Source organism: Polaribacter sargassicola (assembly GCF_021991835.1).
In the GTDB taxonomy this organism is placed as follows: Bacteria; Bacteroidota; Bacteroidia; order Flavobacteriales; family Flavobacteriaceae; genus Polaribacter; species Polaribacter sargassicola.
In genome coordinates this window covers 103755-125570 of the sequence record NZ_JAHDAU010000004.1, presented here as the reverse complement: position 1 = coordinate 125570, position 21816 = coordinate 103755, and the positions used below count along the sequence as shown (strand labels likewise).

21 protein-coding genes and 1 other RNA gene are annotated in these 21816 nt (G+C 28.8%); 11 read left to right on the top strand and 11 right to left on the bottom strand.

The window, feature by feature from the left end; genetic code table 11:
* The first annotated feature begins 51 nt into the window (after window positions 1–51).
* The 3 genes from recN (at window position 52) to KI686_RS08165 (ending at window position 3750) form a co-directional block, all read left to right on the top strand.
* The gene (gene recN / locus KI686_RS08175) at window positions 52–1704 is read left to right on the top strand and encodes a DNA repair protein RecN (protein WP_237588789.1); all 1653 of its coding nucleotides are present in this window, start codon (window positions 52–54) and stop codon (window positions 1702–1704) included.
* Between the two features lie 84 nt (window positions 1705–1788).
* Window positions 1789–2595, top strand: coding sequence for an enoyl-ACP reductase FabI (locus tag KI686_RS08170; RefSeq protein ID WP_237588788.1), 807 nt, complete (start codon window positions 1789–1791; stop codon window positions 2593–2595).
* 192 nt (window positions 2596–2787) lie between these two features.
* Window positions 2788–3750, top strand: a complete 963-nt coding sequence (locus KI686_RS08165; protein WP_237588787.1) for a glycosyltransferase family 2 protein — start codon at window positions 2788–2790, stop codon at window positions 3748–3750.
* Between the two features lie 51 nt (window positions 3751–3801).
* Here KI686_RS08165 and mazG read toward each other — a convergent pair whose 3' ends face one another.
* From mazG to ruvX, 4 genes are all read right to left on the bottom strand, one after another.
* A complete protein-coding gene (gene mazG, locus KI686_RS08160) occupies window positions 3802–4581 on the bottom strand; it encodes a nucleoside triphosphate pyrophosphohydrolase (RefSeq protein WP_237588786.1) in 780 nt (259 codons plus the stop codon).
* Entirely contained in the window at window positions 4581–5003 is a 423-nt protein-coding gene (locus tag KI686_RS08155; protein ID WP_237588785.1) for a DUF5606 family protein, read from the bottom strand. The genes mazG and KI686_RS08155 overlap by 1 nt, the downstream gene beginning before the upstream one ends.
* Before the next feature lie 24 nt (window positions 5004–5027).
* Entirely contained in the window at window positions 5028–5618 is a 591-nt protein-coding gene (gene def / locus KI686_RS08150; protein ID WP_237588784.1) for a peptide deformylase, read from the bottom strand.
* A 136-nt stretch (window positions 5619–5754) separates the two neighbouring features.
* Entirely contained in the window at window positions 5755–6165 is a 411-nt protein-coding gene (gene ruvX / locus KI686_RS08145; protein WP_237588783.1) for a Holliday junction resolvase RuvX, read from the bottom strand.
* Window positions 6166–6365: 200 nt separating this feature from the next.
* Between ruvX and KI686_RS08140 the strand changes: the two genes are divergently transcribed.
* Both KI686_RS08140 and KI686_RS08135 read left to right on the top strand, forming a co-directional pair.
* Window positions 6366–7181 carry a 2,3,4,5-tetrahydropyridine-2,6-dicarboxylate N-succinyltransferase gene (locus KI686_RS08140; RefSeq protein WP_237588782.1) on the top strand — a complete coding sequence of 272 codons (816 nt, stop codon included), beginning with the start codon at window positions 6366–6368 and terminating at the stop codon, window positions 7179–7181.
* A gap of 13 nt (window positions 7182–7194) precedes the next feature.
* The gene (locus tag KI686_RS08135; protein WP_237588781.1) at window positions 7195–7947 is read left to right on the top strand and encodes a glycosyltransferase family 2 protein; all 753 of its coding nucleotides are present in this window, start codon (window positions 7195–7197) and stop codon (window positions 7945–7947) included.
* 20 nt (window positions 7948–7967) lie between these two features.
* Here KI686_RS08135 and KI686_RS08130 read toward each other — a convergent pair whose 3' ends face one another.
* Window positions 7968–8789 (bottom strand): glycosyltransferase family 2 protein, encoded by an 822-nt coding sequence (locus tag KI686_RS08130; RefSeq protein WP_237588780.1) that lies wholly within the window; start codon window positions 8787–8789, stop codon window positions 7968–7970.
* Between the two features lie 219 nt (window positions 8790–9008).
* Here KI686_RS08130 and KI686_RS08125 point away from each other — a divergent pair, with 219 nt between their 5' ends.
* The gene (locus tag KI686_RS08125; RefSeq protein WP_237588779.1) at window positions 9009–10430 is read left to right on the top strand and encodes a CCA tRNA nucleotidyltransferase; all 1422 of its coding nucleotides are present in this window, start codon (window positions 9009–9011) and stop codon (window positions 10428–10430) included.
* 4 nt (window positions 10431–10434) lie between these two features.
* Here KI686_RS08125 and KI686_RS08120 read toward each other — a convergent pair whose 3' ends face one another.
* The 6 genes from KI686_RS08120 to KI686_RS08095 form a co-directional block, all read right to left on the bottom strand.
* Window positions 10435–11424 (bottom strand): glycosyltransferase, encoded by a 990-nt coding sequence (locus tag KI686_RS08120; protein ID WP_237588778.1) that lies wholly within the window; start codon window positions 11422–11424, stop codon window positions 10435–10437.
* A gap of 4 nt (window positions 11425–11428) precedes the next feature.
* Window positions 11429–12388, bottom strand: coding sequence for a glycosyl transferase family 90 (locus KI686_RS08115; RefSeq protein WP_237588777.1), 960 nt, complete (start codon window positions 12386–12388; stop codon window positions 11429–11431).
* A gap of 2 nt (window positions 12389–12390) precedes the next feature.
* The gene (locus tag KI686_RS08110) at window positions 12391–14220 is read right to left on the bottom strand and encodes an ABC transporter ATP-binding protein (protein WP_237588776.1); all 1830 of its coding nucleotides are present in this window, start codon (window positions 14218–14220) and stop codon (window positions 12391–12393) included.
* On the bottom strand, window positions 14221–15933 hold the full coding sequence (locus tag KI686_RS08105) for a phospho-sugar mutase (protein WP_237588775.1): 1713 nt from the start codon (window positions 15931–15933) through the stop codon (window positions 14221–14223).
* Window positions 15934–15977: 44 nt separating this feature from the next.
* The gene (locus KI686_RS08100) at window positions 15978–16934 is read right to left on the bottom strand and encodes a glycosyltransferase family 2 protein (protein ID WP_237588774.1); all 957 of its coding nucleotides are present in this window, start codon (window positions 16932–16934) and stop codon (window positions 15978–15980) included.
* Between the two features lie 78 nt (window positions 16935–17012).
* The gene (locus KI686_RS08095; RefSeq protein WP_237588773.1) at window positions 17013–17534 is read right to left on the bottom strand and encodes a DUF4199 domain-containing protein; all 522 of its coding nucleotides are present in this window, start codon (window positions 17532–17534) and stop codon (window positions 17013–17015) included.
* Between the two features lie 177 nt (window positions 17535–17711).
* On the opposite strand from KI686_RS08095, the gene ffs reads away from it, so the two are divergent.
* The 5 genes from ffs (at window position 17712) to KI686_RS08070 (ending at window position 21783) form a co-directional block, all read left to right on the top strand.
* Window positions 17712–17810, top strand: an RNA gene (ffs, locus tag KI686_RS08090) — signal recognition particle sRNA small type.
* Window positions 17811–17889: 79 nt separating this feature from the next.
* A complete protein-coding gene (locus tag KI686_RS08085; RefSeq protein WP_237588772.1) occupies window positions 17890–18693 on the top strand; it encodes an SDR family oxidoreductase in 804 nt (267 codons plus the stop codon).
* Window positions 18694–18896: 203 nt separating this feature from the next.
* Window positions 18897–19550, top strand: coding sequence for a fructose-6-phosphate aldolase (gene fsa / locus KI686_RS08080; protein ID WP_237588771.1), 654 nt, complete (start codon window positions 18897–18899; stop codon window positions 19548–19550).
* Between the two features lie 122 nt (window positions 19551–19672).
* Window positions 19673–21331: a 2-succinyl-5-enolpyruvyl-6-hydroxy-3-cyclohexene-1-carboxylic-acid synthase gene (menD, locus tag KI686_RS08075; protein ID WP_237588770.1), complete on the top strand. Its 1659-nt coding sequence runs from the start codon at window positions 19673–19675 to the stop codon at window positions 21329–21331.
* Window positions 21331–21783 carry a S1 RNA-binding domain-containing protein gene (locus tag KI686_RS08070; RefSeq protein WP_237588769.1) on the top strand — a complete coding sequence of 151 codons (453 nt, stop codon included), beginning with the start codon at window positions 21331–21333 and terminating at the stop codon, window positions 21781–21783. Before menD ends, KI686_RS08070 begins: the two co-directional genes overlap by 1 nt.
* The last annotated feature ends 33 nt before the right edge of the window (window positions 21784–21816 follow it).

The following is a 21816-nucleotide window of genomic DNA, read 5'->3' as shown; positions in this document are numbered from 1 at the left end:
TTTAATTTTTATACAAATTTCACTAATTTTATTTTTCAAAATACAGAAAATTTGTTAGCACAACTATCCATAAATAACTACGCATTAATCAATCAATTATCTATTGATTTTTCTTCAGGATTATCCATTATAACTGGTGAAACAGGAGCAGGTAAGTCTATTCTTTTAGGCGCTTTGGGTTTGGTTTTAGGTAATAGAGCAGATTTATCGTCCTTAAAAGACACTACAAAAAAATGTGTTGTAGAAGCTAAAGTATCAATTGCTAATTATAATTTAGAAGACTTTTTTAACGAAGTAGATTTAGATTATGAGGCTGAAACAATTATTAGAAGAGAAATTCTTCCTTCGGGTAAATCTAGAGCTTTTGTAAATGATACTCCGGTAACTTTATCTGTATTAAATAAATTAAGAACAAAGTTGATTGATGTACATTCTCAGCATCAAACAATGGAGTTGTCAGATAACGATTTTCAGTTTTCTATTTTAGATGCTTTGGCAAAAAATAGTAAAAGAATTGCTTCTTACAAAAGAGGATTTTCTCAGCTAAATAAATTAAAAAAAGAACTTTCTAATTTAGAAAATAAAAAGAAAGAAGCCAACCAACAATACGAATACAATTTGCACCTTTTTAAAGAATTAGAAGAAGCAAATATTAAAGTTGATGAACAAGAAGAATTAGAAGAAAAATTAGAGAAATTAAATAATATAGAAGAAATAAAAACCAATTTATCTGAAGCTTTAGAAATTACAATTAACGAAGAAATTGGTATTCAGAATTTATTAAATACATTAGAGAATAGGTTGAGTAAAATAGCCGCTTTTTCTAAAGAGTATCAAGAGTTATCAGAAAGAATTACTTCTGTAAAAATAGAAATTGATGACGTTGTAAATGAATTAGAAGATGCGAATGAAAATGTAGATTTTAATCCAAATGAAGCGGAAGAAATTAATGATAGATTACAACTGTTATATAATTTACAGAAAAAACACACAGTAAGTTCTAATGCAGAATTGATCACTGTTTTTGAAGATTTATCAGAAAAAGTAGCGCAAGTAGAATCTGCAGACGAAGTTATTAATGAAAAACAAAAAGAAATAGACGACGTTTCTGGTAAGTTAGATAAAGTTGCAGATTTAATTACAAATGCAAGAACTAAATCGATACCAAAATTAAATAAAGAATTACAAGCTTTATTAAATGATTTAGGAATGGAAAACGCTCGTTTTTCAATAAAAATAACACCAACTAAAAACTATTTTGCTAACGGAAAAGATGAGTTAGAATTCCTTTTTTCTGCAAATAAAGGTGGTAGTTTTGGCGAATTGAAAAAAGTTGCTTCTGGTGGTGAGTTGTCTAGAATTATGTTATCTGTAAAAACTATTTTATCAGAAAACACACAATTGCCAACCATTATTTTTGATGAAATAGATACAGGAGTTTCTGGTGAAGTTTCTAATAAAATAGCTGCAATTATGCAAAAAATGAGTAAAAATATGCAAGTAATTGCGATTACACATTTACCACAAATTGCCGCAAAAGGAAGTAATCATTACAAAGTATTTAAAAAAGAAATAAAAGGAGTTACTACAACTAATTTAAAGCAATTATCTGTTGATGAAAGAATTAAAGAAATTGCAGAAATGTTAAGTGGTAAAGATATTTCAGAATCGGTATTAACACATGCAAAAGAATTATTGAATTAGTTTTTAAATGTCAGTTCTAGCGCAGTCAAGAACTAACAATAAAATACTATTATTCACTATTTATTAAATCCTAATTACTAAAAGATGTACAATTTACTAAAAGGAAAAAAAGGAATTATTTTTGGCGCTTTAAACGAAAACTCTATCGCTTGGAAAACAGCAGAAAGAGCTTTTGAAGAAGGAGCAGAGTTTGTACTTACCAACGCACCAGCTTCTATTAGAATGGGAGAATTAGATGTTTTGGCAAAAAAAACAAACGCTCAAATTATTCCTGCAGATGCAACATCTATAGAAGATTTAGAAAATTTGGTAGAGAAATCTATGGAGATTTTAGGAGGAAAAATAGACTTTGTTTTACACTCAATTGGTATGTCTGTAAATGTGCGTAAAAACAAACCTTACACAGACCCAAACTATAATTTTACCCAAAAAGGTTGGGATGTTTCAGCCGTTTCTTTTCATAAAGTTTTAAATGTTTTATATCATAAAAAAGCGATGAAAGATTGGGGTTCTATTGTTGCGTTAACTTATATGGCGGCGCAAAGAGTTTTTCCAGATTACAATGATATGGCAGATAATAAAGCCTATTTAGAATCAATTGCACGTAGTTTTGGTTATTATTTTGGTAGAGATTTTAAAGTGCGTGTAAATACAATTTCGCAATCTCCAACACCAACAACAGCCGGAAATGGCGTAAAAGGTTTTGATGGTTTTATTAATTTTTCAGAAAAAATGAGTCCGTTAGGCAATGCTTCTGCAGCAGATTGTGCAGATTATACCATTTCACTTTTTTCGGATTTAACAAAAAAAGTAACCTTACAAAACTTGTTTCATGATGGAGGTTTTTCAAATATGGGAGTTAGTGATGCAATAATGGAAAAGTTTGAGTAGTTTTTTTTGAAGCTATTTCCTGCTTTCGCTACTCGCTTTTTTCGTACCTCAAAAGAGCTCAAACAAACCGCTCAATCAGGGCTAAACTTGTTTGCCAACTTTTTTAAAACATAAAAAATATTTTTTAATTATCTACTTTTGCCAATAAGTTTCAAAATAAAGAACTTTTGAAACTTCGAAATTTTATAACATTTGAAGCTTTTTTTTTCCATAATTATACCCGTTTACAATCGTCCAACAGAAATAGACGAGTTGCTAGAAAGTCTTACCAAACAAGAATTTTCTAATGATTTTGAAGTTTTAATCATAGAAGATGGTTCAATCAAAAAAAGTGATTTAGTTGTAGAAAAATATAGAAGTCAGCTAGATTTAAAATATTTTTTTAAAGAAAATAGCGGAGCAGGAGCAAGTCGTAATTTTGGAATGCAAAAAGCAAACGGAAACTATTTTATCATTTTAGATTCTGATGTTATTGTGCCAAAACAATATTTATCAGAAGTAGACAAAGCTCTCAAAAATAATTTTACGGATGCTTTTGGTGGGCCAGATGCAGCTCATAAAAGTTTTACAGCATTACAAAAAGCTATTAATTATTCCATGACTTCGGTTTTAACAACTGGCGGAATTAGAGGCAAAAAACAAGCTGTTGGCAAATTTCAACCAAGAAGTTTTAATTTAGGTTTATCAAAAAAAGCATTCGAAAAAACACAAGGTTTTTCTAAAATGAAAAACGGAGAAGATATCGATTTAACTTTTAGACTTTGGAAAAACAATTGTGACACGCAACTGATAGAAAAAGCATTTGTGTATCATAAAAGAAGAAGTACAATTGCGCAGTTTTTTAAACAAACTTTTGGTTTTGGTACTGCAAGGCCTATTTTAAATAAAAAATATCCTTCCACAGCAAAACTTACTTATTGGTTTCCTTCGTTATTTATTTTAGGAATTGGTTTAAGTATTCTTTTAGCAATCTTAGGTTATAATCAATTATTGTATTTCTACGGGTTTTATTTTTATCTAATTTTTTTAGATTCTTTAAAACAGAATAGGAATTTAAAGGTCGCTTTTTTAAGTATGTTTACTTCTTTAACTCAGTTTTTAGGATACGGATTAGGTTTTTTGCAATCGCAGTTTTATCCGAAGAAAAATAAGTAATTTTATTAAAAAATCTCGAATGCGCTCTACCTGATTGAGATTGAAAATGTCTTATTTAAAAAAAGCTTTCGACTTTTCCCAATAAACATCCATTTCAGTTAAAGACATGTCGGCAAGTTCTTTGCCATCTTTTTTAGCTTCTTGCTCTAAAAATTGAAAACGATTGATAAATTTTTTATTCGTTTTTTCTAAAGCATTTTCTGGATTTACGCCAATAAAACGAGCGTAATTAATCATAGAAAATAAAACATCACCAAATTCTTTTTCGGTGTTTTCTTTATTACCTGCTTTAATTTCTTCGTTTAATTCGGTAAGTTCTTCTTGTACTTTTGCCCAAACTTGTTCTGGTTTTTCCCAATCAAAACCAACACCTTTTACTTTTTCTTGTATTCTACTAGCTTTTACAACAGCTGGTAAGCTTTTAGGAACACCTTCTAAGACAGATTTGTTTCCTTCTTTTAATTTTAATTGTTCCCAATTGCGTTTTACTTCTTCTTCGCTTTCTGCAACTACATCACCATAAATATGCGGATGTCTGTGTACTAGTTTATCAGAAATTGTATTGGCAACATCTGCTATATCAAAAGCATTTTTTTCGCTTCCAATTTTAGCATAAAAGACGATGTGCAAAAGCACATCGCCTAATTCTTTTTTTATTTCTGGTAAATCATTATCTAAAATTGCATCAGCTAGTTCATACGTTTCTTCTATTGTAAGATGACGTAAACTTTCTAAAGTTTGTTTTTTATCCCACGGACACTTCTCTCGAAGATCATCCATAATATCTAACAATCTATTAAAAGCCGCTAACTGATCTTTTCTAGAATTCATTATGATTCGGTTTCTGTTTCTTCTGTTTTTTCTTCTACTTCAGAAAAGTCCATACCAGCTTTTACCAAAATATTAAACCACTGTATTACTTTTTTTATGTTAGAAGAGTATACTCTTTCTTCATCATAATCAGGTAAAACTTCTGCAAAAAAAGCAGTTAATTTTTTAGCATTTTCTTTATGAGATAAAGCTTCTTTACCTTCTGTTTGTTTAAACATAGAAGTAAAAACATCTAATAAAGGTACATCTTCTTCATATGTGTAGATAGCAATGTTTTCTAATAAACTTACGTTTTGAGTAGCGTTTATAGCTAAACGTTTGTTGTCTAATAAAGATTCTGCAATTACTGCATTTTTAGTTTGTGAGATTACCTGAAATAATCCTGGTTTACCTGTTACTGCTATTATTTTACTAAATTCCATTTATATAATTATTTGTCTTTTAGACTATTTGCCTTTTTTTACATTAGGAAAACGCATTCTATATTCTGCTCTAATTTTTCCTTTAGAAACATTTTCTAGTTTCTTTTTTATCAATCTTTTCTTTAGAGATGAAAGTTTGTCTGTAAATAAAATTCCATCAATATGATCGTATTCGTGTTGAAAAACTCTAGCAGCTAAACCATCTAAAGTTTCTGTGTGCTTTTTAAAGTCTTCGTCTTGATATTCTATAGTAATTTTTGGTTTACGAAAAACATCTTCTCTAACTTCTGGTATGCTTAAACAACCTTCGCTAAAAGCCCATTCATCACCTTCTTCTTCTAAAATTTTAGCATTTATAAATACCTTATTAAAGTTTTTTAAAGCTTCTCTATCTTTATCGGATAAATCTTCATCTTCAGCAAAAGGAGAAGCATCAATAATAAATAAACGAATTGATTTACCTATTTGAGGTGCAGCCAAACCAACACCAGAAGCGTTGTACATGGTTTCCTTCATGTTAGAGATAAGTTTTTCTAATTCTGGATAATCTGCATCGATATCAGTTGCTACTTTACGTAATACTGGATCTCCGTATGCTACAATTGGTAAAATCATGTCTTTATTTTTTAAGGTTCGCAAAAGTACAATTTAGAATTACGAATTACGAATTTTTGAATTACGATTTTTTTAGAAGTAATATTTTTATAGTTGTTTTAACATTTTACAACAATTTTAAAATAACAATATTTTATTATTTGTTATATAAATACGATTGTAAAATAATAGTGGCACTAATCTCATCAACCAAAGCTTTATTCCTTCGTTGTTTTTTATTAAGACCACCATCTATCATAGTTTGAAAAGCCATTTTAGATGTAAAACGTTCATCAATTCTTATGAGTGGTATTTGAGGTATTTGTTTTTTTAATTCTTTTAAAAAAGGAACAATTAAAGTTTCACTTTCACTATTAGTATTGTTTAACTGTTTGGGTTTACCAACAATAAAAAGTTCTACATTTTCTTTGGTAATATATTCTTTTAAAAAAAGAATTAATCCTTCTGTATTTACGGTTGTTAAGCCAGAAGCAATAATTTGCAATTCATCAGTAACAGCAATACCAGTTCTTTTTTTACCAAAATCAATAGCGAGAATTCTACCCAAGTTAATTTTTTTTACAAAAATAAAAGTTATAATTCAATAATTAAAATATAATAGAATAAGTTAACTGATTAAAAGTTAGAATTTAGCAGATTATTTACACAACAGCATTTTAAACAACAAGAAATAATCTGTTTAAAAAACGTATATTCGTTCTTGTTTTTTGCGGATAAATTTATATTTGCACAAATTAATTTATCAGGATGAAAGAAATTAGAGAAATCATAGAAGCAGCTTGGGAAAACCGTGAGTTGTTAAAAGAAGAAAATACAACTAATACAATTAGAAAAGTTGTAGATTTATTAGATAAAGGAGAGTTAAGAGTTGCAGAGCCAATAGAAGGTGGATGGCAGGTAAATGAATGGGTTAAAAAAGCCGTAGTTTTATATTTCCCTATTCAAAAAATGGAAACTTTAGAAGCAGGTATTTTTGAGTATCATGATAAAATGCCATTAAAAACAGATTATGCATCACAAGGTGTACGTGTAGTTCCTGGTGCATCTGCTCGTCAAGGATCTTACCTTTCTCCTGGTACTATTTTAATGCCAAGTTATGTAAATATTGGTGCTTATGTAGATGAAGGTACAATGGTAGATACTTGGGCAACAGTTGGTTCTTGTGCGCAAATTGGTAAAAACGTACACTTATCTGGTGGAGTTGGTATTGGTGGTGTTTTAGAGCCATTACAAGCAGCACCAGTTATTATAGAAGACGGAGCGTTTTTAGGTTCTAGATGTATAGTTGTAGAAGGTGTAAGAGTAGAAAAAGAAGCTGTTTTAGGTGCTAATGTTGTGTTAACAATGAGTACTAAAATTATAGATGTTACTGGTGATGAGCCTGTAGAAATGAAAGGTGTTGTACCTGCAAGATCTGTAGTTATTCCTGGTAGTTATACAAAAAAGTTTGCAGCAGGAGAATATAATGTACCTTGTGCATTAATTATTGGTAAAAGAAAAGAAAGTACCAATAAAAAAACATCTTTAAACGATGCATTGCGTGAGTATGATGTAGCCGTTTAAGAAAAATTAAACTATGATAAAGATTACTGCTATTATACCTACTTTAAATGAAGAATTTCATATTGAAGAGGCTATCGAATCTGTTCTTTTTGCTGATGAAATTATTGTAATAGATTCTTTTAGTACGGATAATACAGTTGCTTTAGCAGAAAAATATAATGTAAAAATCATCAAACGAAAGTTTGATGATTTTTCTTCTCAAAAAAACTTTGCAATAAGTAAAGCAACAAATTCTTGGATTTATGTTTTAGATGCAGATGAAAGAGTCTCAAAAGAACTTAGAGAAGAAATTTTAAAAGCAGTTAAAAATCCTAAAGATTTTGTAGGTTTCTCTTTTAATAGAGATTTCTATTTTATGAATAAACAAATTAAGTTTGGTGGTTACAGTAATAACAAAGTAATTCGTTTATTTGATAAAAATTTTTCTAGATATAATGGGAGCTTAGTACATGAAAAAATTATAACTGACGGAAAAATTGGTGAGATAGAAACACCTATAAAACACTATTCTTATAAGAACTTTAGTCACCATTTAACTAAGGTTCAAAACTATAAAGAGTTACAAGCCAAAGAGCTTTTTGCACAAGGAAAAAAATCTTCTTTATTTAAAATTATTGTAAAACCCAAAACAAGATTTTTAACTCATTATTTTTTTAAATTAGGTTTTTTAGACGGTTTTAGAGGTTTTGTAATTGCAGCAATTCAGTCTTACGGTATTTTTATTAAATATGTAAGTCTAAGACTACTTCAAAAGAAAATGAAGTAATAACTTAGACTAATTTTATTTTATCCTTTTACAATACCAAACTTTGTAGTACTAGTTTTAGAAGTTCTAGTATTTTTTCTAATATCATTATTTATTTTCCAACTCTTCTCATTAGCATATCCACGCGGATGATCTAAATGAATAACAATTGCACTGTATCTAATTTGCTTAGATTTTATACCTAAATTAACCAACCTTTCACCCAACTCTCTATCTTGTCCACCATACTGCATACGTTCATCAAAACCATTTACAGCAATAATGTCTTTTTTCCATCCAGAAGCGTTATGGCCATTCCAAGTTGGTTTAGTTGGTGTAACAAAATTTAAAAATTTAGCTTTTAAGCCGCTATGTTTTAGTTTATTGTTTTTAAAAGTTTTAGTTAATCCATTTTTGCTTAACCAATCAATAGAAAAACAATCATTACTTTCAATATCTTGTTTAGATATTAGTTTAGAAATATTCATTGGCAACATAAAATATCCTCCAGATAAAAAATAACCTTCTTCTTTATAAGTGTCATGAACCTGAATAAAATCTTTTCTAGGGATACAATCTCCATCAGACATTATTATATAGGGAGCCTTACATGCAATAATAGCTTTGTTTAAGATTTGAGATTTTTGAAACCCATTGTCTTCATGCCAAACATGAGTAATAGGGTATTTTACCTCTTTAGATAATTTATCTATAGTAATTTTAGTTTCTTCTTTAGAACCGTCATCAGCAATAACAATTTCAAAATTGTTATAAGTTTGTTGGTTATAACCCCATAAAACTTTTTTTAACCATTCAACAGAATTGTAGGTACTAATAATTACAGAAATATTCGGCTTCATCATAAATAGAAAATAAACACAAAAATAGTAATGATTTCTTTATTAAATGAAAATTAATGATAGAGTATTTTTAAAAAATAAAAAAAAATCAATTAGAACTAGACTAATAAATAGGTAAAGCTATTTTGCGTAAAATATATTATGTAGTAGATTTGCACAAAATTAAATAGGCAGATTATTTTAAAAATTATCTTCTGTTTTACAATTTAAGAAAGTAAATTCATGCAAAAACAATTCTTTAAAGAAGCCATTTCATCAGAAATATTTAATGTTATATCTAAAGCATCAAAACAATTACAATTAGAAAGTTATGTAATTGGTGGTTTTGTAAGAGATTTTATTTTAAAAAGAGGCAAAGCAAAAGACATAGATGTTGTTGCTGTTGGTAGCGGTATAGATTTAGCTTTACAAGTTTCTAAATTGTTGCCAAATAAACCAAAGGTGCAGGTTTTTAAAACTTACGGAACAGCAATGTTGCGTTATAAAGACATAGAAATAGAGTTTGTTGGTGCTAGAAAAGAATCTTATACAGAAGATAGTAGAAACCCAGAAGTAACAGCAGGTACTTTACAAGATGACCAAAATAGAAGAGATTTAACAATTAATGCTCTTGCTTTAAGTTTAAATGAAGATAATTTTGGTGAGCTTTTAGATCCGTTTAACGGTATTGAAGACTTAAAAAATAAGGTAATAAAAACCCCTTTAAATCCTGATATTACTTATTCTGATGATCCTTTAAGAATGATGCGTGCCATCCGTTTTACTACACAATTAAATTTTAATATTGATGAAGATTCTTTAAAAGCAATAAAAAGAAATGCTTACAGATTAAAAATAATTACAAGAGAAAGAATTGTTGTAGAACTAAATAAGATTTTAGAATCGCCTAAACCTTCTATAGGTTTTTTACTTTTAGAAAAAACGGGGTTATTAAAGCAAATTTTACCAGAATTAATAGCTCTAAAAGGAGTAGAAGAAGTTGAAGGTCAAAAACATAAAGATAATTTTTATCATACATTAGAGGTTGTAGATAATATTGCAAAAAACACAGATGATGTTTGGTTAAGATGGGCTGCTCTTTTGCATGATATAGGAAAAGCACCCACAAAGAAATTTAATAAAAAAGTAGGTTGGACATTTCATTCTCATGAATTTGTTGGGTCTAAAATGGTCTATAAATTATTTAAACGTTTAAAAATGCCTCTGAATAATAAAATGAAATTTGTTCAGAAAATGGTTTTTTTAAGTTCTAGACCTATTGTTTTAGCAACAGATGTAACAGATTCTGCAGTAAGGCGTTTGGTGTTTGATGCGGGTGATGATATTAATTCTTTAATGACATTGTGTGAAGCAGATATAACTACTAAAAACCCAATAAAATTTAAAAGATATCATAACAATTTTGAGTTAGTAAGGATTAAAATAAAAGAGGTAGAAGAGCGTGATAAAGTACGAAACTTTCAACCTCCTGTTTCCGGAGAAGAAATTATGAAAGCTTTTAATTTAGAACCTTGTAGAGAAATTGGTAAAATAAAAGAAGCCATTAAAGAAGCTATTTTAGATGGTAAAATACCAAACGAGCATGAAGCTTGTTATCAATTTATGATTGAAAAAGGGAAAAAATTAGGCTTAACAATTGCTTAAATAATTAATCTACCCAATTTAGAAATTTAGGCGAATTTTGATCTAAAAGTCTTGGCTTTGTTTTATTTAAAAAATTACCATTTAAAACAATTTCGTATTTTTCTAAATAAGCTAATGCCATTACTTTAGCGTTAAAAACGTCTTGTGCATATTCATGACATTTTTTTCTTGAAAAATCGGAATATTTTTCGATGGCTAAAGCCAATTCAGATGCATTGTTTGATAAATAACCAACATCTTTAGTTACAATTTCTGATAAAGAACCATAAGGTGTTCCAAAAACAGGACAACCGTAATATAAACTTTCTGTAATTGCTAAGCCAAAAGGTTCGTGCCATTTTACAGCAAAAACAAGACCTCTGGATTCGTTTAAAATATCAAACTTTTTTTCACCGCCAACCATTCCGTAAAAAGAAGCTCTTGGTGTAAAGGTAAAGCGCATTCCCATATTTACATTAAAACGAACTCCGCCTAAAACTTTAAGTTTTTCTTTTTTTGTTTTCTTGATAGTATTTATTGCGCCTTGTACATTTTTAACTCTCCAAGCCGCTTTTCCTAAAAAGTGAAAATAATTTTTAGGTGTTTTTAATGTCGGTTTTTTGTATTCACTCCAATCTAATCCATTATGAACATAAGAATTAGAATTATATCTTTCTGCATGGTTTTTAGAAACAAATATAGCGTTAGAGTCCAAGTCTTTTTTATTACCATTACCATGTATGGTAAGTACATAAGGTTTAGTAAGTGTTTTTAGGTTTTTAGGTGTAAAATTAAAATGAACAATATCTATATTATCTGGTATCTGACTTAAAATATCTTTTTCTTCATCAATATGTATTACATCAGCAAAATTACAATAAGATCCTTTTTTTACTAAAAAAGTAATTTTATGACCTAAGTTATTTAATTCTTTACCTAAGCTCCAAACAACTCTTTCTGTTCCACCATAAAGAGTTACAGGAATACTCCCTTTATTAACAATTAAAATATGCATGGTGTTATTTAAGTTGTTTGGTTTTTTGCAAATAAGAATTCATTATCAATATAGATAATAGTTTTTCTAATTTTTTGTCTTTAAACTGTAATGTCCAATTTTGGGCATTTTTAATTATTTTTTCTGCTTCGGAGGTGTTTTTAGAATAAAAATCCATTTTTTCCTCTACATCAGAATAATCATCTTTTATAAGAACATAATGAAAATTAGGAATAAGTTTACCTTCCATATACCAAGTTTCAAACTTTGGTTTTGGCATAAAACATAAAGAGTTAGAAGACATAATCCATTTTAAATTTGTGGCAACATCATGGCCTTCTATAGAAAGAATAAATTTATATTCTAGTTGCTCTTTTATGCTGATAAAAGGTTTTACCCATTCTGGTTTGCTGTTTCCTAAAGTTAAACTACCTACATTAAAATTAGGTTTGTCATAAAATTTTTCAACTAAAGATACTCTATTTTCTTTGTGTACCATGCCTCGCCAAATAATTTCATTTTTCTTTTCAGAAAAATTTAAATCATCATCTATAAAATTAAAATGTCTAAAAGAATTTAATTTTAAAAGGATAGAATTACCATTATGATGAATAGGTCTACTTTTTACAAAGGTTGGTTTTTCTTGATTTACATCAATATCGCCAAATTTATAATTGATTTTTAGTTTTTTATCAAAATATCTAATAATTTTTATCAAATCATAATAATAAAAACTCTTATTGTTTTTTAATTTAATATCTTCAATTTTAATAGAACTAGCAGGTATTTCTATCTCTTTAAGACTATTGTTTAAATAATAATTAAGTCTAGTTTCTATAACTTCTTTAGGGTATTTATTTTTTAAGTTTAGCCAATACTTAAGGTTATTTCTGAATAAAAACTTTGGTAATAAGTCTATAAAAGCATTACTAATGTAATAGAATAATTTAATGCGTTTTATTTTATTTATAAAACTTTTCATCATTTTTAAGATAAAGATTGCATAGATACTAATTTAAAATACTCACCTTTTTTGGCTAATAATTCTTCATGTTTTCCTTGTTCTACAATTTTACCTTTTTTCATTACCACAATTTTATCTGCTTTTTGTATGGTAGATAAGCGGTGTGCGATAACTAAAGAAGTTCTATTTTGCATCATTTTATCTAAAGCCACTTGTACTAATTGTTCCGATTCTGTATCTAGAGCAGAAGTTGCTTCATCTAAAATCATTATTGGTGGATTTTTTAAAACTGCTCTAGCGATTGATAAACGTTGTTTTTGTCCGCCAGAAAGAGTGTTTCCGCTATCACCAATATTTGTGCTAAATTTTTCTGGTAAATTTTGAATAAATTCATTGGCATTTGCAATTTCCGAAGCTTCTAAAATAGCTTCATCTGTTGCTTTCTCGGTGCCTAATTTAATGTTGTTTGCAATGGTATCATTAAATAAAATAGAATCTTGAGTAACTATACCCATTAAACTTCTTAAAGATTTTTTGCTAATGTCTTTTATATTTTCACCATCAATAGAAACCTCACCTTTATTAACATCATAAAAACGAGTAACCAAATTTGCTAAGGTAGATTTTCCGCTACCAGATTGGCCAACTAAGGCTACTGTTTCTCCTTTTGTAACGGTTAAAGAAAAGTTTTGTATGACAAAATCATCTTTATATTTAAAAGAAATGTTTTTAAATTCAATTTTATTGTTAAAACTGTTTTTAACAATAGCGTTTGGTTTGTCTTTAATGTTGTTTTCTGTGTTTAAAACTTCCATTATTCTTTCTGCAGAAGCATCTCCTTTCTGAATATCAGAAAATGTAGACGCTATTGCTTTTACTGGGTTTAAAACCAAGTAGAATAAACCAATGTAACCAAAAAATTCTTGTGGTTGCATATCGCTATTGTCACCTAAAACTAATTTACCACCGTACCATAAAATAGCTATAATTGTAGTAACTCCTAGAAATTCGCTCATTGGTGATGCCAATGATTTTCTATGAATAACTTTTGTCATTAAGTTACTATATTTTTTGGTAGAGTTATTAAATTTACTTTCAATTTTCTCTTCTGCATTAAAAGCCTTAATAACACGCAAACCAGTTAGAGTTTCTTCTATAAAAGACAAAAAATTACCTGTTTCTTGTTGTGCTAATAAAGAGTTTGCTTTTAATTTTTTACTTATTGATGAAATTATAAAACCAGAAACTGGCAATAAAATAAAAACAAATAAAGTTAATTTTACACTTATAGCAAACATAGAAATAAGTGTAAAAATTATAGTTAATGGTTCTCTAACAATAGTTTCTAATGATGTTAAAAAGGTAGTTTCTACTTCTTTTACATCTGCTGTTAATCTTGCAATTGTATCTCCTTTTTTCTTTTCAGAAAAATAGGCTATCGGTAACTCTAAAATTTTATGATATAATTTATCTCTAATGTCTTTAACAACACCATTTCTAAGAAAAGCAAGAACAAAAGAAGCTAAATATCTAAATAAATTTTTAAAGAAAAATAGACTAAATGATAATATGCATATAAATAGCAAAGCTTTATCAATGCCTCCTGTTTCTAACATGTTTGTAACAGAATAATTGATAGAGCCTTGTACGTAATCGTATATACTACTTATACCTTTGTATACTGGTTTTTGATGTACTTTTTCTTCTTTACCAAATAAAATTCCTAAAACAGGAATAAAACCTAGAACAGATAGTACATTAAAAATGGCATATAAAATATTAAAGAACACATTTAACCATGCAAATTTTTGATAAGGTTTTGCAAACTTTATAATGTCTTTAAAGTATGTCATTTATAAATTTAATTCTTTTATAATTCTCTGAATTTTTGCATCTAACTCTGCTTCTGTAGTTATAGCATTTTTTTCATCATCTAAAGAAGTGTTTACACTAAAATAGAATTTTATTTTTGGTTCTGTACCACTTGGTCTTGCTGCAATTCTTGTACCAGATTCTGTTTGATAAATTAGTACGTTAGATTTTGGCATATCAATAGTTGTTACTTCTCCGGTAATAAGATTTTTCTTAGTTGATGCTTGATAATCACAAAGTGATTCTATCTTTTCTCCATCTATTTCTTTTATAGGATTGTTACGCATATCACTTAACATTTGCTGAATTTCTGCAGCTCCATCCATTCCTTTTTTAGTAATAGAAATTAAATGTTCTTTATAGAATTTGTTTTCTATGTATATGTTTAATAATTCTTCATAAAAAGAACTGTCATTCTGTTTAGCATATGCTGCAACCTCACAGGCTAAAAGAGTTGCAGTTACTGCATCTTTATCACGCACAAAATCTCCTACCATGTAACCAAAACTTTCTTCACCACCACCAATAAAGTCTAGTTCAGGGAAATCTCTTACCATTTTAGCAATCCATTTAAAACCAGTTAAACCAACCTTTGTACTAACACCATAACTAGCAGCAACGTCATTAACTAATTCTGTAGAAACAATTGTAGATCCAACAAATTGTTTACCATTAATTTTATCTTCTTCTTGCCATTTTTTTAATAAGAAATCTGTCATAACAACCATTGTTTGGTTACCATTCATTAATTTCATATTTCCATCTAAATCTCTAACAGCAACACCTAATCTATCACAATCTGGGTCTGTACCTATTACAATATCAGCACCTATTTCATTAGCTAGTTTTGTAGCCATTTCTAAAGCTTCTGGTTCTTCTGGGTTAGGTGATTTTACGGTAGGAAAATCTCCGTTAGGAACTCTTTGTTCTTCAACAATATGTACATCTGTATATCCTGCATTTTTTAAGGCATCAGGTACAGACATAATTGATGTTCCGTGTAAAGAAGTGAAAACTATTTTTAAGTTTTTTCTATCTATATCATCAGATAAAGAACCATTTTTTACAGACTCTGCAATAAACGCATCATCTACATCTTTACCAATAACTTCAATTAGACTTTCATTTGCATCAAAATTAATTTCGGAAAAATCTAAAGCATTTACATTACCAATAATTCCACTATCATGCGGAGGAACAATTTGTCCACCATCTGCCCAATAAACTTTATATCCATTATATTCTGGTGGGTTGTGAGAAGCTGTTAAAACAATACCTGCATCGCAACCTAAGTGACGAACGGCAAAAGATAATTCTGGAGTTGGTCTTAAGTCTTCAAATAAAAATACTTTAATACCATTGGCAGATAAAACATCTGCAACAACTTTAGCAAATTTTTTACTGTTGTGTCTACAATCAAACGCAATTACTACGCTAATTACTTCTTTTTTAACGTTTTCTAATAAATAATTAGACAAACCTTGTGTTGCTCTACCTAACGTATATTTGTTAATACGGTTAGTTCCGGCACCCATAACACCACGCATACCACCTGTACCAAACTCCATGTCTTTATAGAATCTATCGGCCAAATCATCTGGGTTGTTAGTAATTAATTCATTAATTTCTGCTTGAGTTTCAGCATCAAAAGTTGCTGTTAACCATTGTTTCGCTTTGTCTAAAATATTGTCCATAGAATTTATAAATTTTTCAGTTAATTGATATACAAATATACAGTTTAGAAATTGAGTTTTTCTTTAATACTATAGTGTTTTTCGTTACTTTTTGTTTTTATGATGAGTTCTCCGATAAACCCTGCCAAAAATAATAAAGTTCCTAAGATCATAGAGGTTAATGCAATATAAAACCAAGGATTATCTGTAATTAAGATAGTTTTAATACCATTAAATACTTTGTATAGCTTAGAAGCACCAATATAAAAGGCCGAAGTTGTACCAAAAAGAAACATAAATGTACCCCAAAGACCAAAAAAATGCATGGGTCTTTTACCAAATTTAGATAAAAAAGAAATGGTAATTAAATCTAAAAAACCATTTACAAATCTATCCATTCCAAATTTAGTAACTCCATATTTTCTGGCTTGGTGTTGTACTACTTTCTCTCCAATTTTATTAAAACCTTCGTTTTTTGCTAAAACAGGAATATACCTATGCATTTCTCCGCTAACTTTTACGGCTTTTACAACTTCGTTTTTGTAAGCTTTTAATCCGCAATTAAAATCATTTAACTTTAAGCCAGATGTTTTTCTTGCGGCTGCGTTAAATAATTTAGAAGGTATGTTTTTAGTTACAACATTGTCGTATCTTTTCTTTTTCCAACCAGAGATAAGATCGAAATCTTGTTTGATAATTAAATCATATAATTCAGGAATTTCATCAGGATTGTCTTGTAAATCTGCATCCATAGTAATTACTACGTTTCCTTTAGCTATTTCAAAACCAGCATCTAAAGCTTGACTTTTACCGTAGTTTTTCTGAAAACGAATGCCTTTTACTTCTTTGTATTTAGATGATAATTTTTTAATAACATTCCAAGAAGTATCTGTACTACCATCATCAATAAAAATAATCTCATATAAATAGCGATTGGACTGCATAACTTTTGCAATCCAATCGTATAATTCTTGTAAAGATTCTTCTTCGTTAAGAAGTGGTATTACTACCGAAATATCCATGTAATTTCTTTTAAAGAGGTGTAAAGTTACAAACTTTCTTGTTTTAACTTTAAAACATTCTTTAGCTTTATGTTTTTTTTAATAAGTTTCTTCTTCAGATTTTTTCATTATTGCAGCCACTATTGCAGAGATAATAAAGCCTATAAAAGCAGAAAACCCTAACATCATTGCAGATGAAATAAGTGGTGTTTGAAATTTTTCTGTCATTTCTAATGCAGCTTCAATTTGCTCTTCTGTCATACCAGCATCATACCACGTTTGCTTTTGAAATTCTATAGCTTGTTGTTGAAAATCTGGTTCTATTACATTCATAAAAAGCAATATGTATACTACTGTAATTACTGCACTAACCATTGTAATTCCCATTCCTATTTTTACACCTTGTCCCCAAGAAATAAAACCGTCAGAATCATTTTTATATTTTTTTATACCAAGAACAATTAATACAATCATAGCAATAATACTAACTATACTATTTATCCAGTTTAGTTCTAATAATTGCCCGGTAGCAAAAAGTACTAAATGGGTAACAACGCCAATTAGACCTAAATAGAGACCGTAATTTAAAATTATACTTTTACTGTTAGCTTGATTTTCCATTTTTTTAAAGATTTAGTTAGTTATACAAATATATTAATTTAGTTGTTGATAGTTTTATTTTTTCTAATTTATTGATTACCAACAGAACAATTCATTAGTAGTAAGCCTGTTTAAAATGTTACAAAAAATAATGCTTTTTTTAATTGTTTAAATGAAAATCTATTGTAAATTTGCAGCCGGCAAGTCCTACACAACTAGCTCCCTTTGAATCCTCCAGGGCGGGAACGCAGCAAAGGTATTAGGTTGTAGCAGTGTGATGTAGGTAGCTTGCCTTTTTTTATGCACTAAATTTAAATTCTTTATAATTTAGTTTCCTTAACCATCTTTTTAAGATATTTGCCAAAAAATATAAAACATGTCTAAAGTTGTATTAATTACAGGAGCTTCTTCTGGTATAGGAAAATCTATTGCTATTTTTTTAACAGAAAAAGGGTATAATGTTTACGGAACAAGTAGAAATCCTAAAAATATAGAAAGCTTTCCTTTTAAGTTAATTGCTTTAGATGTTTTAAAGGTTGATACTATAAATGATGCTGTTAATTTTATTATTAAACAAGAAGGTAAATTAGATATCTTAATTAATAATGCTGGAATGGGAATTACTGGCCCAATAGAAGACACACCAACAGATGAAATGCGTGCTGTTTTTAATACCAATCTTTTTGGAGCTATTGATGTTATGAAAGCTGTTTTACCACAAATGCGCCAACAAAAATCTGGTGTTATTGTAAATGTAACTTCTATTGCTGGTTATATGGGGTTGCCTTTTAGAGGATTGTATTCTGCAACAAAAGGGGCTTTAGAAACGATAACAGAAGCAACAAGTATGGAGGTAAAACCTTTTGGAATTAAAGTTGTTTGTGTTGCGCCAGGAGATTTTGCAACCAATATTGCTGCAGGTAGATATCATACACCTGTTTTTGAAAATTCTGCTTATAAAGAGAATTATCAAATGAATTTAGATTTAATGGATGCTCATGTTAGTGAAGGCATGGATCCGATAGAAATGGCAAAGGCTGTGCATAGAATTATAGAAACTAAAAATCCAAAAATACATTATAAATTAGGTGGTTTTTTAGAGAAGTTTTCTATTGTTTTAAAACGAATTTTACCAGATAGAGTTTATGAAAAAATGTTAATGAACCATTATAAATTATAGTCTTTTAAATTCTTTTTTGTTTAAAAATGATACAAAATAGTTTTATTTCACTTCTAAAGTTTATAGTCTAGTAACTATCTTTGCATTAGGGATTGAAGCATTTGTTTGAGCTCTTTTGTGAAGAATGAACAAAAAGCGAGTGCGTAAAGCCCGACCTTTAGGGAATGCCCAAAAAAATAAAATTCACACGTAAATAAATATAAATGAAATTTTTTATTGATACTGCAAATTTAGAGCAAATTAAAGAAGCGCAAGCATTAGGTATTTTAGATGGTGTAACTACAAATCCATCTTTAATGGCTAAAGAAGGAATTACTGGCGAAACAAATATTATTAACCATTACAAAGCAATTTGCGAGTTGGTAGATGGTGATGTTTCTGCAGAAGTTATTTCTACAGATTTTGACGGAATGGTAAAAGAAGGTGAAGCTTTGGCTGCTTTAAATCCGCAAATTGTAGTAAAATTACCTATGATTAAAGATGGTGTAAAAGCGTGTAAATATTTTTCATCTAAGGGAATTAAAACCAACGTAACTTTAGTGTTTTCTGCAGGTCAAGCATTATTGGCTGCAAAAGCAGGAGCAACGTATGTTTCTCCGTTTATTGGTCGTTTAGATGATATTTCTACAGACGGTTTAAATTTAATTGCAGAAATTCGTCAAATTTATGATAATTATGGTTTTGAAACAGAAATTTTAGCAGCTTCTGTACGTCATACAATGCATATTATAGATTGTGCAAAATTAGGATCTGATGTAATGACAGGACCTTTAAGTGCAATAGAAGGTTTGTTAAGACACCCTTTAACAGATAGTGGTTTAGCTAAGTTTTTAGCAGATTACCAAAAAGGAAACTAACCAACGTAGTTGGTTTTTGTATAAAATTGGTCAGAAAGTAGAAAAGTTATTTTTTACTTTCTGACTTTTTTGTCTTTAATAATTTTTGACTTTGTAACTTTGTCTCTTTGTAAATTATATTAATGTATCCTAAAAAAGAACTCGCACAAATTGTAATATCTGCATGTCATCAATTTAAAATTGATACGGTTGTTATTTCTCCAGGTTCTCGTAATGCTCCTTTAACTATTGGCTTTTCTAATCATGCAGAAATAGAGGCTTTAAGTGTTGTAGATGAGCGTTGTGCTGCTTTTTTTGCTTTGGGTATTGCTCAGCAAAAGCAAAAACCAGTAGCTGTTATTTGTTCTTCTGGTTCTGCTTTGTTAAATTATTATCCGGCTATTGCAGAAGCATTTTATAGTAATATTCCGTTGGTGGTAATATCTGCAGATAGACCTAAACATTTAATAGATATTGGCGATGGGCAAACCATCCGTCAAGAAAATGTATATGAAAAGCATATTTTATTTTCTGCCAATTTAATAGAAAGTGATAAGTTTAAAACAATTAATAGTCAGTTAATAGGAGAGGCTTTACAAATAGCTATTTCGCAAAAAGGACCTGTGCATATAAATGTACCTTTTGATGAGCCTTTGTATGAAACTGTACAAGAAATGAATCATTTTAATTTTCCGCATATTTCTATGAATTCTTTAGATAATTCTCATATAAATTATGATAATTTATCTAAGATTTGGAATGAAGCAGAAAAGAAAATGATTGTTGTAGGTGTTAATTATCCTGATGATGAATTGCATCAATTAATGGATGTTTTTGCCGAAGACGAATCTGTTTTAATTTTAACAGAAACAACTTCTAATTTGCACCATAAAAAAGCGATAAACTCTATAGATCAATTAATTTTTTCTTTGGATGATAATCAGTTTAAAGATTTAAAACCAGAAGTGTTAATTACTTTTGGTGGAATGATTGTTTCTAAAAGGATAAAGCAATTTTTAAGAAAACAACAACCAAAACATCATTGGAATATTGATGAGAAAAAAGCGATGAACACGTTTTTTTGTTTATCTGAATTTATACAAATTAAACCTGTAGATTTTTTTACAGAATTTAATAAGTCAATTATAAAAAAAGAGAGTAATTATCAACCTAAATGGTTACAAATTCGTGATAAAAGAAGAGTTAAACATGCTGAATATTTATCAAAAACAAAACATTCAGATTTTAAAGCTTTTCAACAGATTTTAGAAAGTGTGCCTAAAAATTGTCAGTTGCAAATTAGTAACAGTGCAATTATTAGATATGCTCAATTATTTTCTATAGATAAAACGAATACAGTGTTTTGTAATAGAGGTACAAGTGGAATTGACGGAAGTACATCTACAGCAATAGGAGCTGCTTTTGCAAATAAAAATCAAACAGTTTTTATTACCGGAGACATCAGTTTTTTTTATGACAGTAATGCTTTGTGGAATAAAAATATTCCTAAAGATTTTAGGATTATTTTAATTAATAATTCTGGTGGAGGAATTTTTAAAATTATTCCTGGACCAAAAACAACAAATGCTATACAATATTTTGAAACACCACATAATTTAACTGCAGAACATTTGTGTAAGATGTATAATTTTGATTATCTAAAAGCAGATTCTACAGCAGCAGTTACAGAGCAATTAATAGGTTTTTATGAAACATCAGAAAAGCCAAAAATTTTAGAAATCTTTACGCCAAGTGAAGAAAATGATTTAATTTTAAAAGAATATTTTAAACAAATACAATAATGGATTCACAAGAAGATTATCAAGAAGGAGATATTAAATTAAAAGAAGGAGAAAAAGTGCAGTTGGTAATTGAAACTGAAACTCGTTTAGGTTATACTGTTTTAATTAATGATGAGTATGATGGTTTACTTTTTAGAAGTGAAGTTTATCAAGATTTAGAAGAAAACATGGAAGTTACCGGATATGTTAAAAATATTCGTGAAGACGGTAAGATAGATGTTTCTTTAAGGCCACAAGGTTTTAGAAATGTAATTGATTCTGATGTAGAAAAAGTATTAGAAAAACTTAAAAAAAGTAGAGAAGGTTTTTTATTGTTAACAGATAAAAGTTCGCCAGATTCTATTCGTTTTCATATGAAAATGAGTAAAAAAGCCTTTAAAAAAGCAGTTGGTAATTTGTATAGACAAAAGCTAATTGAAATTAAAGAAGATAGAATAGAGTTAATAAAATAATTAACTTTACAAATAAAAAAAAGAAGATTAATA

Bases quoted from the DNA above. Each gene is read 5' to 3' on its own strand.
- KI686_RS08170 (WP_237588788.1), top strand. From the start codon at position 1,789: ATGTACAATTTACTAAAAGGAAAAAAAGGAATTATTTTTGGCGCTTTA.
- mazG (WP_237588786.1), bottom strand. From the start codon at position 4,581: ATGAATTCTAGAAAAGATCAGTTAGCGGCTTTTAATAGATTGTTAGAT.
- KI686_RS08155 (WP_237588785.1), bottom strand. From the start codon at position 5,003: ATGGAATTTAGTAAAATAATAGCAGTAACAGGTAAACCAGGATTATTT.
- def (WP_237588784.1), bottom strand. From the start codon at position 5,618: ATGATTTTACCAATTGTAGCATACGGAGATCCAGTATTACGTAAAGTA.
- KI686_RS08140 (WP_237588782.1), top strand. From the start codon at position 6,366: ATGAAAGAAATTAGAGAAATCATAGAAGCAGCTTGGGAAAACCGTGAG.
- KI686_RS08135 (WP_237588781.1), top strand. From the start codon at position 7,195: ATGATAAAGATTACTGCTATTATACCTACTTTAAATGAAGAATTTCAT.
- KI686_RS08130 (WP_237588780.1), bottom strand. From the start codon at position 8,789: ATGATGAAGCCGAATATTTCTGTAATTATTAGTACCTACAATTCTGTT.
- KI686_RS08125 (WP_237588779.1), top strand. From the start codon at position 9,009: ATGCAAAAACAATTCTTTAAAGAAGCCATTTCATCAGAAATATTTAAT.
- KI686_RS08120 (WP_237588778.1), bottom strand. From the start codon at position 11,424: ATGCATATTTTAATTGTTAATAAAGGGAGTATTCCTGTAACTCTTTAT.
- KI686_RS08115 (WP_237588777.1), bottom strand. From the start codon at position 12,388: ATGATGAAAAGTTTTATAAATAAAATAAAACGCATTAAATTATTCTAT.
- KI686_RS08110 (WP_237588776.1), bottom strand. From the start codon at position 14,220: ATGACATACTTTAAAGACATTATAAAGTTTGCAAAACCTTATCAAAAA.
- KI686_RS08105 (WP_237588775.1), bottom strand. From the start codon at position 15,933: ATGGACAATATTTTAGACAAAGCGAAACAATGGTTAACAGCAACTTTT.
- KI686_RS08100 (WP_237588774.1), bottom strand. From the start codon at position 16,934: ATGGATATTTCGGTAGTAATACCACTTCTTAACGAAGAAGAATCTTTA.
- KI686_RS08095 (WP_237588773.1), bottom strand. From the start codon at position 17,534: ATGGAAAATCAAGCTAACAGTAAAAGTATAATTTTAAATTACGGTCTC.
- KI686_RS08085 (WP_237588772.1), top strand. From the start codon at position 17,890: ATGTCTAAAGTTGTATTAATTACAGGAGCTTCTTCTGGTATAGGAAAA.
- fsa (WP_237588771.1), top strand. From the start codon at position 18,897: ATGAAATTTTTTATTGATACTGCAAATTTAGAGCAAATTAAAGAAGCG.
- menD (WP_237588770.1), top strand. From the start codon at position 19,673: ATGTATCCTAAAAAAGAACTCGCACAAATTGTAATATCTGCATGTCAT.
- KI686_RS08070 (WP_237588769.1), top strand. From the start codon at position 21,331: ATGGATTCACAAGAAGATTATCAAGAAGGAGATATTAAATTAAAAGAA.